Origin of the sequence: Tolypothrix campylonemoides VB511288_2 (assembly GCF_045999855.1) — a bacterium.
Classification (GTDB): domain Bacteria; phylum Cyanobacteriota; class Cyanobacteriia; order Cyanobacteriales; family Nostocaceae; genus Scytonema; species Scytonema bouteillei_A.
The window spans coordinates 123,011-136,796 of record NZ_JBFPMW010000002.1 but is presented as its reverse complement, the minus strand read 5'-3'; the positions used below and the strand labels follow the sequence as shown (position 1 = coordinate 136,796).

Below are 13,786 nucleotides of genomic sequence, written 5' to 3'. Positions count from 1 at the left end.
ATCTCTTTATCCCCAATTTCTTCCACGCCTCACTCCTCTACTCCTGCTGTGAAGAATCTGTGGTTTCTGGCTGACAAGAAGTTTCCATGCTGTTGTTGCATGAAAAAGCGACATTGTCTTGAGGGGGATTGGGTTGTACTCTCTCTGGTGCTGGTTGCCTTTTTTGCTTTGGTGGCGTCCAAGACATACCACCCGGTATTGGTTTGTGTGCTGGTTGCAAACCTTGCAGCATTTCCGGTAATTGAATTCCCTCCAAGGACACAAACTTAGATTCCCGTTGCTTGTGCCATACCGAACGAGACATCATTAGAGTGTGCTCTGTGCGCGTCGCCCCAATTCGTTCGAGATATTCTTCCCTTTCTGGATGGTAGTCTGCTGAGGTCAACTGTAAAGATTGAGGGGGAAAATCCTGAGCTATTCGCGCTAGTTGAGACAGCAGTTCTGGGTACAACCAGGTATAAGCTGGGTTTACGGTTAGAGTTCCTACGTGGGGCTGCTGACCTTTGCGATCGAGCCGTACTTGAAAGTAACCTATAGCTGCTTTGCGCTGGGGTTCAAATACGTAGCCACTCACCACTTCTGTTTTAGTCAGCCATTGCTTCACTGCTTCTGTCAAAGCACCCGACAAACTTGTTTTAAAATCATCGGCATTGCGATCGAAGACCTGTCGGACAATGGGTGGCATGGATGCCGTATCTAATTGATACAGCAGTTGTGCATCGGCATTACTGACAGGTAAGAGATTAGGTAAGTCTGGTTCTGCTTGTGCTAGTTCTTGAAGCAACTCTGGTTCAATTTCCCAGTAAGTCATTTCTGCTAGACGTTGAAATCCGTTTCGCCGATAAAGCGCCAAAGCGTCCTTATCGTTGACGTTAACTTCTAATATCCAAGTGCGAGCCTCTAAGATTGACTCAAAGCAATGGCGCAGAAGTTGTGAACCTATCCCTTGCTTATCAGTCGCACGCTCCAAAACCACGCGTTCTACCCGCCACGTGCTGTGTGTACGGTTAAACGGAGATACTTGGATCATGCCCAACAGCGTGCGTCCCTGTTCTGCGACATAAGCACAAAGACCGTACTGTAGGGGATTGGGAAACCAACTCAAAAACTTCAATAACCCATACCAACGGCGCAGCGATTGCATTTGCCGCATAGCATCACCAGATCCTTTCGGAGTTTGGGCTGCGAATGACTCTTGAGTTAGGCGGTCTATACCATCCAGATCCCGATGCTGGACGGGACGGATAATAACGCTGAGATTTCGAGGAAGCAATGAAGTCATTTTCATTCGAGCCGCCATTCAGCTTTTAGTCACTGAAGAAAAGGAACTGCTGCAATAATCTTAGCGGCTTTCCACTTGTTTCTAGTGAACCAAAAGTGTGATTTTACAACAAAAATACTTAAAAAGCAGACCTTGTTGAGAATGACTGAATCACTCTTACAAAATCTGCCTCTATCTTATTTTATTTTACCTTATTTAACCACGGTGTAAGAAACTCGACTGCCGATGTATTCATCTTGCCCCAGCCATTTTCTGCTAAGAACGGGTCAAGCAGCGTGTCTCTACATTAACGTGTATATCGAGGTCGCTGTTGCTTTCATCCTCAATCCTTCTTCTTTGTACTAGCTTTGCCGAGAAACCAGCTTTTCAAAATGAGCTTGAGTTTGATGGAGGAGTTGCTCTCGGCTATCTTCCACAGTCTGCTTCAGAGATGGAACCAGGTTGCGAGCTTGCAGAGTCATGTGAAGCTGTAGGTGGGCAACGTATTCACTAAAATCTTCACGTGTATGTACTGCGTTCGCGCCCTCAAGAAAAGTTGATTCCATTGCCACTCTGTTCTCCTTACATCGTTATGTAATTAAAGTGTTTACATTACCAATACTTATCATGTTGTTTTGCCTTAACTTCGTACTTCGCAATGAACTTTAATGAATGACAGACCAATTGTAAAGAAATGTAAAATTTAGAGGAAAGAGGATTGAGGGGACACTTCCAAAATGTTCCTGATTTCAAAGAAATCATGCCGAAATCGGTGAGTAAGCTCCGAAAAGACTTGGCTTTTGCTTTCTGTCTTTAAAATCGCTGCTTCAAAAAACGCAGACAAACAGGGTGTATAAAGTATTTTTCAGTATTATTAACTACACTTAAGTTATAACATAGACAAGCAGCAGACATTAAGGGGAAAGCCACTGACTCCCTTCCCAATGGCTATATCAGCCATAGCCGTAGGGTGAATATTGCCAGCTACATAGTGTGGTCGGGCAATGCCCACCTGCAAAAATCGGTAATTTTTAGATGGGAAAGGAAGTAAAAACTGCCACAAGCAAGGTTTGTGCCGTCAACCAAAGAATATGTCACAAGTGTTGCTGATTTATCTTTAAAAAAAATGTCAATACACAACTTCTCTAAAGAAACCATCAGCCAACAAGTTAAATCAGGAATTGCGATCCGAGGTGTAAAGTTGCAAGCTAGCTATTCAAAACTAGCTTTAAGCCAGAGAATAGTTATGCCATTTCTTCTGGTATTTTTCAGTATTATGGTGCTTGCGGTTATTAACTTTGCTTACTGGTTCAGCAGTAGTTTGGAGCAGCAGATAACGAGCCATCTTGAGACTACGACTTTAGCAGTTTTGCAAGCCATACACAAAGAAAAACAATTTTTACATTCTTGGACACGGCTGATAGCTGAACGAGAAGATGTTCGTACCGCAATTAAGCAATCCGATACACAAGCACTTCTAAAGATATTAGTGTCACAAAAAACAACTTTAAAATTAGATTTACTGAAAGTCGTTAATCAAAATGGTGTAACTCTATTAAATTTGAAACAGCCAGCATTAGATGAGTCATTTTTAGAAGATCGAAAAAGTATTTCCCTCGCACTGAGTGGCTTATATCCTTCTGATGTCGTTCATGTTTCTCAGCAACAAGGTCAGATAAAATCGGTATTAGTTGGGTTATCACCTATTCGAGACGGAGAAGAAATTATTGGTGCTATCGAACTGGGTACTGTTATCAAGCCAGAATTATTTCAACACACAGATCCCATTAAAGGAGAACACGTAGTTGCTTTTAATGTGCGTCAATCATCATTATCCGGTAAAGCAAATCTCCTGTGTGTTTACGCCTCCACAATACCAGCTGTTTGTAAAACTCAGTGGCAGCCTCCCGGAGTTACCGATGCACCTCAACGTTTTATAATTGCGGGAGAAGATTACTTAGCAAAAAGTGTTGCGATCGCGGACTTGAGTAATGCGTCTTTAACAGTTACAGTCTTAAAATCCCTTTCTCCCTTAAACAAGACTCTCCAGTTTTTATGGTTGAGGCTGTGGAGTTTTTTTATACTGGGTGCGTTAATAACCATTTTTGTAGGTAAAAGCATTGCGCGAAGAATTGCCGATCCCTTAGTAGTTGTTACTCAAGTTGCACAAAAAGTCACAAAAGAATCCAACTTTGAGCTACAAGCCCCCGTCACCAGTCAAGACGAAGTAGGAATACTAGCGGTTTCTCTCAACAGCCTGATTCGTAAAGTAGCTGAATACACTCAACAATTAGAACAAGCAAGATTAACCTTAGAAAAACGGGTGCAGGAACGGACTCAACAACTTTTACAGAAAAATCAGGAATTAAATTTAGCTTACGATCAACTGACTGAAGCATTAAACGAATTGCAGCAAACTCAAGCACAATTAATTCAAAAAGAAAAAATGTCTTCCCTTGGCAATATGGTAGCGGGTGTTGCCCATGAAATCAACAATCCCATCAACTTTATTTATGGTAATATAGCCTACACTAAAGATTATACAGAAGAATTACTCAGATTACTATTGCTGTATCAACAAGAGTATCCCCAGCCAACTCCAGCAATTCAAAATCTTTTAGAAGAAATTGATTTTAATTTTATCACCGAGGACTTAACCAAACTGATGTCTTCGATGAAAATAGGTGCTCAACGCATTCGCGATATTATTTTATCATTAAGAAATTTCTCACGTTTAGATGAATCAGAAATGAAATTTGTGGATATTCATGAAGGAATTGAAAGCACTTTATTGTTAGTCAATCACCAATTTAGAGATGAAATTAAAGTTATTAAAAAATATGGTGATTTACCATCGATTGAATGTTATCCTGCACAACTCAATCAAGTTTTTATAAATATTTTAAACAATGCTATAGATGCCTTAAAAGAGTTATTCGTTATTAATGATTCGCTACTTGTAGAGAAAGGACAAAGGAGAAACCGTCAAATTGAAATTTGTACTGAAAACGTGACTATAAATGACGTTGTTGAAGGAATTTGTATCAAAATCAAAGATAATGGTTCTGGAATAGAACCAAAATTACAAAATAAAATTTTCGATCCTTTTTTTACAACGAAAGAAGTTGGTAAAGGGAGTGGATTGGGATTGTGGATTTCCTATCAAATTATTCAGAAGCACAAAGGTAAAATAGAAGTTGATTCTGCCTTGGGTAAAGGAACAACGTTTATTATTACTTTGCCGCTGGTACAAACTAGGAATAGCTAATGGCTAATTGCTAACGGTTCCATTAGCAATTAGCCATTAGCTATTAGCCATTAGCAATTAGCCACTAACTCATTCACGGTCTCATAAGGTTTCTCAGCACCTTGTGCTAAATACTCAGCAAGCTGAGATTCTATTTGCTCGCGTACAATTTGACGGTATTCCAAGAAATGCTCGTTGTGAGCGCAGGTGGCAAGATAATGTTCTGCTACTCTGGGATTCCGCTTGATGATGCTAAACAAGTGATGCCAGAATTTCCATCTGGTTTCACGTTTGATTCCCTGTCTCCAGATAACAAGCAATAGCGCTTTCACAACCACCCACTCTGGCATTTTAAAAGGAGAAGTCCATGTTGGCTTGCCCATCATGAGAAAACAACGATAAGTGCGATCTAAGTACTGCATGGGCTCGTACAAAGTACAGAAAGCATCTATATATTCTCTAGCAATATCTTCTAAAGGACGAGTGGGAATAAAGTTCATTAAAGTCGTCTGGTTAATATTGCCATCTTTGTTATCTCGCAATCTTCCTTCCCGACTCAGGCGATGCCAAAGGGCTGTATTTGGAAGTGCTTGTAGCATGGCAAAAGTTGTAGAGGGAATTGCTGCTTGTTCGGCAAAGCGGACAATACGATTCCCTGCACCTGCTTTTTCTCCATCGAACCCAATGATAAAGCCAGCCATTGGGCGCAAACCTGCTTTGATGATGGTGTGAACCGCTTCAGTTAAGGAATTGCGGGTATTTTGAAACTTTTTCGTGAGTTGCAAACTGTCCTCATCTGGTGTTTCAATGCCCAAAAATACAGCAGCAAAACCGCACTCAACCATCAACTCCATTAATTCTGGATCTTGTGCTAGGTCGATAGAAGCTTCGGTATCAAACCGGAATGGATAGTTGTGCTTTGCCATCCAAAGCTTTAACTCTTTCAGCAACAGCTTCACGTTGCGCTTGTTACCGATAAAGTTGTCATCCACCATAAAAATACCGCGCCGCCAACCTAACTTGTAGAGGTAATCCAACTCTGACAATAGCTGTGCTGGAGTTTTGGTACGTGGCTTGCGCCCGTAGAGAACAATAATGTCGCAAAATTCACATTGAAAAGGACAGCCCCTTGAGAATTGGACTGACATCATGTCGTAGGCGTCGAACTCTAGCAAATCAAACCGGGGTATGGGGGTTGTTGTCACGTCTGGTTTTTCTGTAGCGCGAAAAATACCAGAAGTGTCACCTCGTTTGATTGCCCCGACAAACATCGGTAGGGTAACTTCTCCTTCATCTAGAATAAGAAAATCAGCACCCACTCCCTGAACTTCATGAGGAACTGAAGTTGGGTAAGGACCTCCCACAGCAACTAATTTACCGCGCCGCTTTGCTTCTCGAATTTGTTCGAGTAAATCTTGTTTTTGAACAATCATAGCGCTAAAAATACACACATCTGCCCATGCCCATTCTTCCTCTGTAACTGGGCGAATATTACGGTCAACTAACTTGAATTCCCATTCTTGGGGTAATATTGCCGCTACTGTCACTAAACCCAAAGGTGGTAGCAAAACCTTACGATTAACTAACTCTAAAATTTTTTCATATGACCAAAATGTTTTGGGAAAAACAGGATAAACCAGTAAAATTCGCATGAACCGTCATACCTCACCAAAATCAGCGTACAAGGAAATTAGTATTTGATGCTTGAGAGTCTTCCAGACGCAGTTAACTTTTATAAAGTTTCTGAGATCTCCTAGCTTAAAATATATTTAGTCAATTTTTTCACCAAGTGTTGTGTAATTTAACGGGAATTTTATAGGATGGCATCAAAATCTGAAAAGCTGTTAGCAATGTGTCAAAATTTCTGAAACACCCCTAAACTACCGTGAATAAAGGGGACTTTAACAGTGTTTTTCTACATTCTTTCTGTAAGTGTCTAAATAAAATCTGAGACTCGAGAGATCTTTTCTCAGAGGATCTCGAAATACTTTATAAAGTTGTAATTTATACTAGTATAACATGACTGAAATAACTATACCATTGGGATTGAGAAAAAAGATTCAGTAATAAGCGTTTGCGCCTTCTATCCTCAGACGAGCGTACTTCTGCCTTCACGTACTAGTATTGATAACTGGAAATGGCACGGCAGGTATTACGACCGGGAAAACCTCCTCCAGATAATTCTCTAAGGAGATATCCAAAGGGGATTTGTTTGTATAGTAGCGAATTATATTGGTCCAAAACTTTTAAAAAATCTTCTAAAAACTGATATGAAAATAGGATTGGCACTCGAGATCGACCTCTCCGTCGCTAGTTACCAGCCTTTAATTTCAAAGTAACCCGTAACCTTACATACTAGTTTTACTTAAATTTTTAATACTTTTTAACTTGTGATTGGGATCACTGCCAAAAGATTTTTAGAGGTAAAAAATATATCATCTTGAGTATGAAGGAAAGGTGTAGTAATATGCTCAAGTTGAGTGATTACGAAATTCTAGAGAAAATTCACATCAGTAGTAATACTGTTATTTATAAAGGATATATTATACATAACAAGAAACCAGTTATTATTAAAACTTATAACTATCAACAGCCCTCCTTAGAAGAAGTTAATCTATTGAAACATGAATATCAAATAACTAAAGATTTAAATATAGAAGGAATTATTAAGCCGTATAATTTAGAAAGCTATAATAATGAGCTAGCTCTAGTACTGGAATATTATGAAGGGCAATCGATAGACCGACTCATTGAACAGCAAAAGCTTGAATTAAAAGAATTCTTAGAAATAGCAATTCAATTAGCACAAACTTTATCAGAGTTGCATGCCAATCAAATTATTCATAGAGACATAAAAAGTTCAAATATTCTTCTAAATGTAGAAACTAAGCAAGCAAAGATTATAGATTTTGCGATCGCAACACGTTGGTCTCCAGAAAATACAAATATCAGCAGTACAAACAGCCTTGAAGGGACTCTTGCCTATATGTCCCCAGAACAGACAGGTAGAATGAATCGTCAGATTGATTTTAGGTCTGACTATTACTCATTAGGTGTCACCTTCTATGAAATGCTGAGCGGTCAGTTACCATTTGCAGCAACAGACCCAATGGAACTCATTCACTGTCACATTGCGAAAAAACCAGTTCCACCCCATGAGCTAAACTCAGAAATCCCAGAAATGGTTTCTGAGATTATTGTAAAATTACTAGCAAAAAACCCAGAGGATAGATACCAAAGCGCTTTGGGGTTAAAACACGACTTAGAATTTTGTTTAAATCAACTGACAACTACAGGTAAAGTTTCCCATTTCACTATAGGGAAACAAGACTTATTGAGCGAACAATACACCCATCAAAAACTCTATAACGACGAATTAGAGTTAAACCCTACTTCCGCTCGCCTTCCAGTTACGAAAACAACAAAATTAACAGCTACGGAAGTCATAGATGCTTTCGATTTTTCAACAGTCATGAAATTTTCTTGCGCTATCTCAGAAGAAATTTATCTGGATAAGTTGCTAGATAAGTTAATGCATATTCTTATTGAAAATGTAGGAGCACAAAGAGGGTTACTAGTTTTACAAAGATCGGGGAAATTAGTTTTAGCAGCTGAAGGTTCTCTAGAATCCGAGAAATCCGTTTTAGTTCCTTTTATACCTATACAAGAGAACCTCGATCTACCTATATCTATTATTAAATATGTTGCTCAAAATCAAGAAATTTTAGTATTTGATAATGCAAATCAAGAACATTTATGTAAGAACGATCCCTATATTATCAAGCATCAAACCCAGTCAATTCTTTGTTTGCCAATTATCTATAAAAATCATTTAACAGGATTGTTATATCTAGAAAATACCATAACTCAGGGTGCTTTTACACGCGATCGCCTTAAAGTTCTATCACTGCTGTGTACGCAAGTTTCTATCTCAATTGAAAATGCCAATCTTTACAGCAATTTGCAGAGCCATTCCCAAGAACTAGAGGAAAAAAATCAGGCTCTACAGGAATCTGAAGCGAGAGAAAGAGAAAAGGCAAGACAGCTAGAAGCAACATTACAGCAACTACAAAATACACAGCTACAACTTATACAAAATGAAAAGTTGTGTAGTTTGGGACAAATGGTAGCAGGTATTGCTCACGAAATTAATAATCCAGTCACCTTTATAACTGCCAATCTCTCTCATGCAAGTAACTATACTAAAGACTTGCTCCATCTTATCAACTTGTACCAGTTCTACTATCCCAAACCAGTTGATGAAATTAAAGACGAGATAGAAGCAATGGACTTGGCTTTTCTTCAAGAAGATTTGCCAAAAATGCTGAAATCATTAAAAGTAGGAGCAGACCGGATTAAAGAAATTATCCGCAATTTGCGAAATTTTTCCAGACAGGATTCAACCGAACTGACGCTGCAAGATATTCATGAAGGAATCGATACAAATTTGATGATTCTACAACACCGTTTGAAAGCCCAACCTCACAGACCTGCCATTGAAGTGATTAGAGATTACAGTGATTTACCAATGGTACAGTGTTATGCCGGGTTGCTCAACCAAGTGTTTATGAATCTTCTGGCTAATGCGATTGATGCTGTTGAAGACTCATTTGTCATTCGTCATTCGTCATGTCTACGAGACGATGAACAAATGATACATAACACGGGACTGATTCATATTCGCACAGAAATATCAGATAGCGATCGCGTGACAATTCGGATTGCAGATAATGGTTCTGGGATGCCAGAAGAGGTGAGATGCAAGCTGTTTAGCCCGTTCTTCACCACAAAACCAATAGGTAAAGGAACAGGTATTGGGTTATCAATCAGCCGTCAGATTATTGAAGAAAAGCACAAAGGACAGTTGAGTTGTATTTCATCACCCGGTCAAGGTGCAGAATTTATCATAGAAATTCCCCTCAGACAACAATACGAAGAAACACAAGTGAATGAAATGGTATTTTAGGTTAATTGTTCTTTTAGCCGTATAAACTGGGTATCCTTTATTACAAGCTATCTAGCAATTTTGTAGGATGTAACAGAATGAATCAACTTTACTGGTTGATTGTAATTACACTCTTGTATTTAGGATTTTCTTGGTTGCGGCATCGATACTTACCACAGACTTCTTGGATTCGGGAGGTTGCTACGTTACGCAAACCTCTGCTAAACCAACAAAACCTAACTCGTGCTCAGATTTGGGGTAACAGTCTCGATTTTTTGAAGCTCGGCTTCGTCGAAATGTCTGTTTATCTCGTTTTGAATTATCTCACGAGTCCCATGACTGAGAGCGGTTCTCAAGAACCTGTAGTGTTGTTTGTACAATTTATATTGTTTGTCTTGTTTGCAGTCAGTTGTTTTGGATTGGGTTTTGGGCTCTACCTCATTCGTAACTTACTTTATTGGCAAATCTTTGAATTCGTAATTCCTTCATTACGTCGAATCTTTCAATCAAAATATTTTCAATCTCAATCTACTTCCCCCAGTCTTGATTTACCAAGAGAATGGGTCTAAAGCCTCGCCCTTCTAGGGCGACTTATATGTGTTATAATATTTTGCGCAGAAGTTTTCCACGGAAAATGATTGTTTTAGAATTCAAAGCCAAAGGGAAAACGACTCAATATACTGCCATTGATGAGGCGATTAGGACGGCTCAATTTGTTCGCAATAAGAGTATCCGTTTTTGGATGGATAATCGAGGCGTGGGACAAAAACAAATGTATCGCCTTAGTAAGTCATTGAGAAGCGAATTCCCGTTTGTAAAAGCTTTGAATTCTAGTGCTTGCCAAGCTTCTATTGAACGGGCTTATAGTTCTATTGCTCGTTTTTACGACAACTGCAAAAAGTCTGTTCCGGGTAAAAAGGGATATCCAAAGTTCAAGAAAAATTCTCGCTCAGTGGAGTATAAAACCTCTGGGTGGTCACTTTCCGAGACTAGGAAACAAATAACCTTCACCGACAAAAAAGGTATTGGTACGCTCAAGCTGAAAGGAACATGGGATTTAAACTTCTACCAATTAGAACAGGTAAAACGAGTTAGATTAGTTCGTCGTGCTGATGGGTATTATGTTCAATTTCTGATTAGTGTAGACAACAAATTAGAAACACAACCCACAGGGAAAACCATTGGTTTGGATGTAGGACTTAAAGAATTCTATACCGACAGCAATGGACATAGTGAACCTAACCCAAGGTTTTATCGCACAGGAGAGAAACGTCTAAAATTTAGACAAAAGCGCGTTTCTCGTAAAAAGAAAGGCTCTGCCAACCGTAAGAAAGCTATTAATAAATTAGGGCGAGTACACCTCAAAATAAGTAGGCAACGTGAAGAACACGCCAAGAGACTGGCGCGTTGCGTAATCCAATCTCACGATTTGGTATCCTATGAAGATTTGAGGATTAAAAATTTAGTGAAAAATCACTGTCTCGCTAAATCTATTAATGATGCTGGTTGGTATAAATTCAGAAAATGGTTGGAGTATTTTGGGGTGAAGTTTGGCAGGATAACTGTTGCGGTTAACCCCGCCTACACTTCTCAAGAATGCTTCAGTTGTGGCGCAATAGTCAAAAAATCTCTATCTACAAGAACCCATGTTTGCGAATGCGGCTTTGTAATAGATAGAGACTCGAATGCCGCTATCAATATTCTGAAATTAGCCTTGAGTACCGTAGGGCATACGGGAACTTGGATCTACTATCCGAACGCTTCAGGAGATTCGACCTCTACTCATACTGGAGAAATCCTGTATCAGCAAGTTGGGTCTGTGATTGAAGAATCTTCGCCCTTATAGGGCGGAGAGTGTCAAAAATTGAGCTAAAGATAACACCACAAGAAGCTGTTCGGGTTACCGACAAGCTAGTGGAGTTCTCCCGACAGAAACGCTGTCAATGGTGTAGGGGTCATGGCAAAGAACGAGATAGCGAGGCAATGTGTTTGAATTGCTTGGGCCAAGGTTACCACTATGAATTAGACTCTTTAAAGGTTCAAATTCCGGCTGGTGTGAGTGATAATACCCGATTGCGTATCAAAGGAGCAGGGAACACCGACAGCCAAGGTGACTCAGGCGATTTATTCATCATCCTAAAAATCCAATAACGTTTAGCTGTAGCACACGCAATTATACGCCACTAATTTTTAATACATCACCCATTGTTTCGCAATAATTTGGTAATGCAAAACTTGCAGGATTAACAACAGTTTTGTAAGTAAAATGTCGGTAGTTCATACAGAATCTATCCCAAGCAGCCATTTGAATGCGGAACAACACTATAATTAAGTTAGCTAACGATACAGACAAAGGGATGCGAAAGTAAATTTTTTTCCCAAGATAGCTACAAACCTCTTGAATAGCTTCGTCTGCAGTGATTTGCTTTTGACCTAACACAAACCGACGCGTTTTTTCTTCTTCTGGTGGATTATCTATCAAATATTTTACGACAGTGGCAATGTCTTGTCCGTGAATAAAGTGAAAGCTACCATCGGCGCTCAAAAAACGGATGAGATCTATATATTTTGTCACTTGTGGAATACCGCTTGTTGCGTGTGAGTAAGGTTTTTTGCTATCACCACCCAATACTAAAGTGGGAAACACAGAAGTGACTTTAGATGCGATCGCGAGTTGTGATATCTTGTGCAAGCAATCATATTTAGACCGGATGTAATCTGTCCCTAATTCCCCTGCTTCTTTTAACGGTTGATTGTGACTATCCAAAACACTCGCTGTGGAAAAATAGATAACTTGTTCGCACTTTTGCGGATCTAACAAGTTCAGTAATTCTAAAGTTTTAGATACATTAATTTCATATGTTCCTTCTCCACCCCAAGCAGTTGCTGTCAGCACCGCAACATCTATTGTTTTCAACAAGTCAGCAAATTGCCCTATTTCTTGCATATCACCTTGCAATACAGTGATATCCGGTCGTGCTTGCGTATCAACTTGCAGCTTTTTTGGATTTCTAACCAATAGATACAGCTCGTGGTTTGTTTGTTGTATTAAAGTTTCGCTTATATAGTGACCGATACAACCGCTTGCACCCGTCACAAAAATCTTTTTATGACTCATAGTGAAAATTATAAATTATGAATTATGAATTATGAAGTATAAATGGTAAAAAAGTTTCATAATTCATAATTTTAACTTCATAATTTATAACTGCTCCCTCCTCACACAGTCACTGCATTGAGATTTTTTGCAGTCTCAAAGAAGAAAGCTACATTTTCCTCTGGTGTTTCTGGCAAAACACCGTGACCGAGGTTGAGAATATGCCCTCTGTTACCTGCTTTGCGAACGGTATCGAGAATGCGATCGCGAATAAACTCCTTAGAACCGAATAGCACCCCTGGGTCTAGATTGCCTTGCACTTTCATTTGCCTGCCCAATCTTTCCCGTGCGTCTGCCATGTCTACTGTCCAGTCTACACTGATAATATCTGCACCCGAGTGTGCCATTCTTTCCAGCAAACCAGCGCTACCGGTAACTAGCAGAATTAAGGGTGTCTCTGGATGAGTTGCCTTAACTTGCTCGAAAACTCTTTGCTGGTAGGGGAGAGCAAAGACTTCGTAATCTTGAGGGCTTAACTGACCTGCCCAAGAGTCAAACATTTGTACTACTTGAGCACCACAATCAATTTGGTAGCGGACATAGGTGGCGATGGAATCTGCCAATTTTCCTAGCAGTTGATGCAGGATAACTGGGTCTGAAAACGCCATATTTTTGATTATGGAGTAGGTTTTGGAACCTTTTCCTTCTACAGCGTAAGCTGCCAATGTCCAGGGCGCACCCACAAAGCCCAAAACAGTTGACTTATTACCTACTTCCTGCCGCAACGCCTTTAAGATTGGTTTAATGAACGGCAGAGACTCTTCTGGTTCTAGAGGGTGAAGGTTAGCAATTTGCTCAGATGTACGGATGGGCGAGTAAATAATAGGACCTTTGCCTTCCGCGATATCCATATCAATGCCTATGCCAGGGAGCGGTGTGACAATGTCGGAGAACAAAATCACTCCATCTGGCTGAAAGGCTTTCCACGGTTGCAAGGATATTTCAATCGCTACTTCCGGTATTTCCGAGCGATCGCGAAAAGAAGGGTACTTCTCCCGTAAATCTCGATAAGCTTTCATGTACCGTCCTGCTTGCCGCATCATCCATACGGGAGGACGATCTAAAACTTCACCACGAGCTGCTCTAAGGAGAAATGGATCGTTAGAGGAAACACCCATTTAACAATTCATCCTAAAATCTTTTTTGTCATTGTTTAGCTTATCATTCCCGCTTTGC

Annotated in this window: 10 protein-coding genes; 5 read left to right on the top strand and 5 right to left on the bottom strand. The window is 39.8% G+C overall.

Features of this window, described 5'->3' with window-relative positions; translation table 11 throughout:
- Window positions 1–37: 37 nt before the first annotated feature.
- Together AB0756_RS05055 and AB0756_RS05050 are read right to left on the bottom strand one after the other, a co-directional pair.
- The gene (locus tag AB0756_RS05055) at window positions 38–1,300 is read right to left on the bottom strand and encodes a GNAT family N-acetyltransferase (RefSeq protein ID WP_038072208.1); all 1,263 of its coding nucleotides are present in this window, start codon (window positions 1,298–1,300) and stop codon (window positions 38–40) included.
- Window positions 1,301–1,623: 323 nt separating this feature from the next.
- Entirely contained in the window at window positions 1,624–1,827 is a 204-nt protein-coding gene (locus AB0756_RS05050) for a hypothetical protein (RefSeq protein WP_038072205.1), read from the bottom strand.
- A gap of 560 nt (window positions 1,828–2,387) precedes the next feature.
- Here AB0756_RS05050 and AB0756_RS05045 point away from each other — a divergent pair.
- The gene (locus tag AB0756_RS05045; protein WP_038072307.1) at window positions 2,388–4,529 is read left to right on the top strand and encodes a sensor histidine kinase; all 2,142 of its coding nucleotides are present in this window, start codon (window positions 2,388–2,390) and stop codon (window positions 4,527–4,529) included.
- A gap of 50 nt (window positions 4,530–4,579) precedes the next feature.
- On the opposite strand, the gene AB0756_RS05040 is transcribed toward AB0756_RS05045, so the two are convergent.
- Complete coding sequence (locus tag AB0756_RS05040; RefSeq protein WP_038072202.1) at window positions 4,580–6,160, bottom strand: B12-binding domain-containing radical SAM protein; 1,581 nt, start codon at window positions 6,158–6,160, stop codon at window positions 4,580–4,582.
- An 815-nt stretch (window positions 6,161–6,975) separates the two neighbouring features.
- Here AB0756_RS05040 and AB0756_RS05035 point away from each other — a divergent pair.
- From AB0756_RS05035 to AB0756_RS05020, 4 genes are all read left to right on the top strand, one after another.
- Window positions 6,976–9,474 carry a protein kinase domain-containing protein gene (locus tag AB0756_RS05035; RefSeq protein ID WP_038072199.1) on the top strand — a complete coding sequence of 833 codons (2,499 nt, stop codon included), beginning with the start codon at window positions 6,976–6,978 and terminating at the stop codon, window positions 9,472–9,474.
- Window positions 9,475–9,551: 77 nt separating this feature from the next.
- Window positions 9,552–10,022 (top strand): hypothetical protein, encoded by a 471-nt coding sequence (locus tag AB0756_RS05030; RefSeq protein WP_038072196.1) that lies wholly within the window; start codon window positions 9,552–9,554, stop codon window positions 10,020–10,022.
- A 65-nt stretch (window positions 10,023–10,087) separates the two neighbouring features.
- A complete protein-coding gene (locus AB0756_RS05025) occupies window positions 10,088–11,299 on the top strand; it encodes an RNA-guided endonuclease InsQ/TnpB family protein (protein ID WP_038080764.1) in 1,212 nt (403 codons plus the stop codon).
- Window positions 11,300–11,307: 8 nt separating this feature from the next.
- Complete coding sequence (locus AB0756_RS05020; protein ID WP_050046288.1) at window positions 11,308–11,604, top strand: DnaJ C-terminal domain-containing protein; 297 nt, start codon at window positions 11,308–11,310, stop codon at window positions 11,602–11,604.
- Window positions 11,605–11,626: 22 nt separating this feature from the next.
- Here AB0756_RS05020 and AB0756_RS05015 read toward each other — a convergent pair whose 3' ends face one another.
- On the bottom strand, window positions 11,627–12,571 hold the full coding sequence (locus tag AB0756_RS05015) for an NAD-dependent epimerase/dehydratase family protein (protein ID WP_050046287.1): 945 nt from the start codon (window positions 12,569–12,571) through the stop codon (window positions 11,627–11,629).
- A 101-nt stretch (window positions 12,572–12,672) separates the two neighbouring features.
- Window positions 12,673–13,728, bottom strand: a complete 1,056-nt coding sequence (gene hemE / locus AB0756_RS05010) for a uroporphyrinogen decarboxylase (protein ID WP_038084201.1) — start codon at window positions 13,726–13,728, stop codon at window positions 12,673–12,675.
- Between the last annotated feature and the right edge of the window lie 58 nt (window positions 13,729–13,786).

Excerpts from the sequence above, each read along its gene's own strand:
- AB0756_RS05055 (WP_038072208.1), bottom strand. The coding sequence starts at position 1,300 with ATGGCGGCTCGAATGAAAATGACTTCATTGCTTCCTCGAAATCTCAGC.
- AB0756_RS05050 (WP_038072205.1), bottom strand. The coding sequence starts at position 1,827 with ATGGAATCAACTTTTCTTGAGGGCGCGAACGCAGTACATACACGTGAA.
- AB0756_RS05045 (WP_038072307.1), top strand. The coding sequence starts at position 2,388 with ATGTCAATACACAACTTCTCTAAAGAAACCATCAGCCAACAAGTTAAA.
- AB0756_RS05040 (WP_038072202.1), bottom strand. The coding sequence starts at position 6,160 with ATGCGAATTTTACTGGTTTATCCTGTTTTTCCCAAAACATTTTGGTCA.
- AB0756_RS05035 (WP_038072199.1), top strand. The coding sequence starts at position 6,976 with ATGCTCAAGTTGAGTGATTACGAAATTCTAGAGAAAATTCACATCAGT.
- AB0756_RS05030 (WP_038072196.1), top strand. The coding sequence starts at position 9,552 with ATGAATCAACTTTACTGGTTGATTGTAATTACACTCTTGTATTTAGGA.
- AB0756_RS05025 (WP_038080764.1), top strand. The coding sequence starts at position 10,088 with ATGATTGTTTTAGAATTCAAAGCCAAAGGGAAAACGACTCAATATACT.
- AB0756_RS05015 (WP_050046287.1), bottom strand. The coding sequence starts at position 12,571 with ATGAGTCATAAAAAGATTTTTGTGACGGGTGCAAGCGGTTGTATCGGT.
- hemE (WP_038084201.1), bottom strand. The coding sequence starts at position 13,728 with ATGGGTGTTTCCTCTAACGATCCATTTCTCCTTAGAGCAGCTCGTGGT.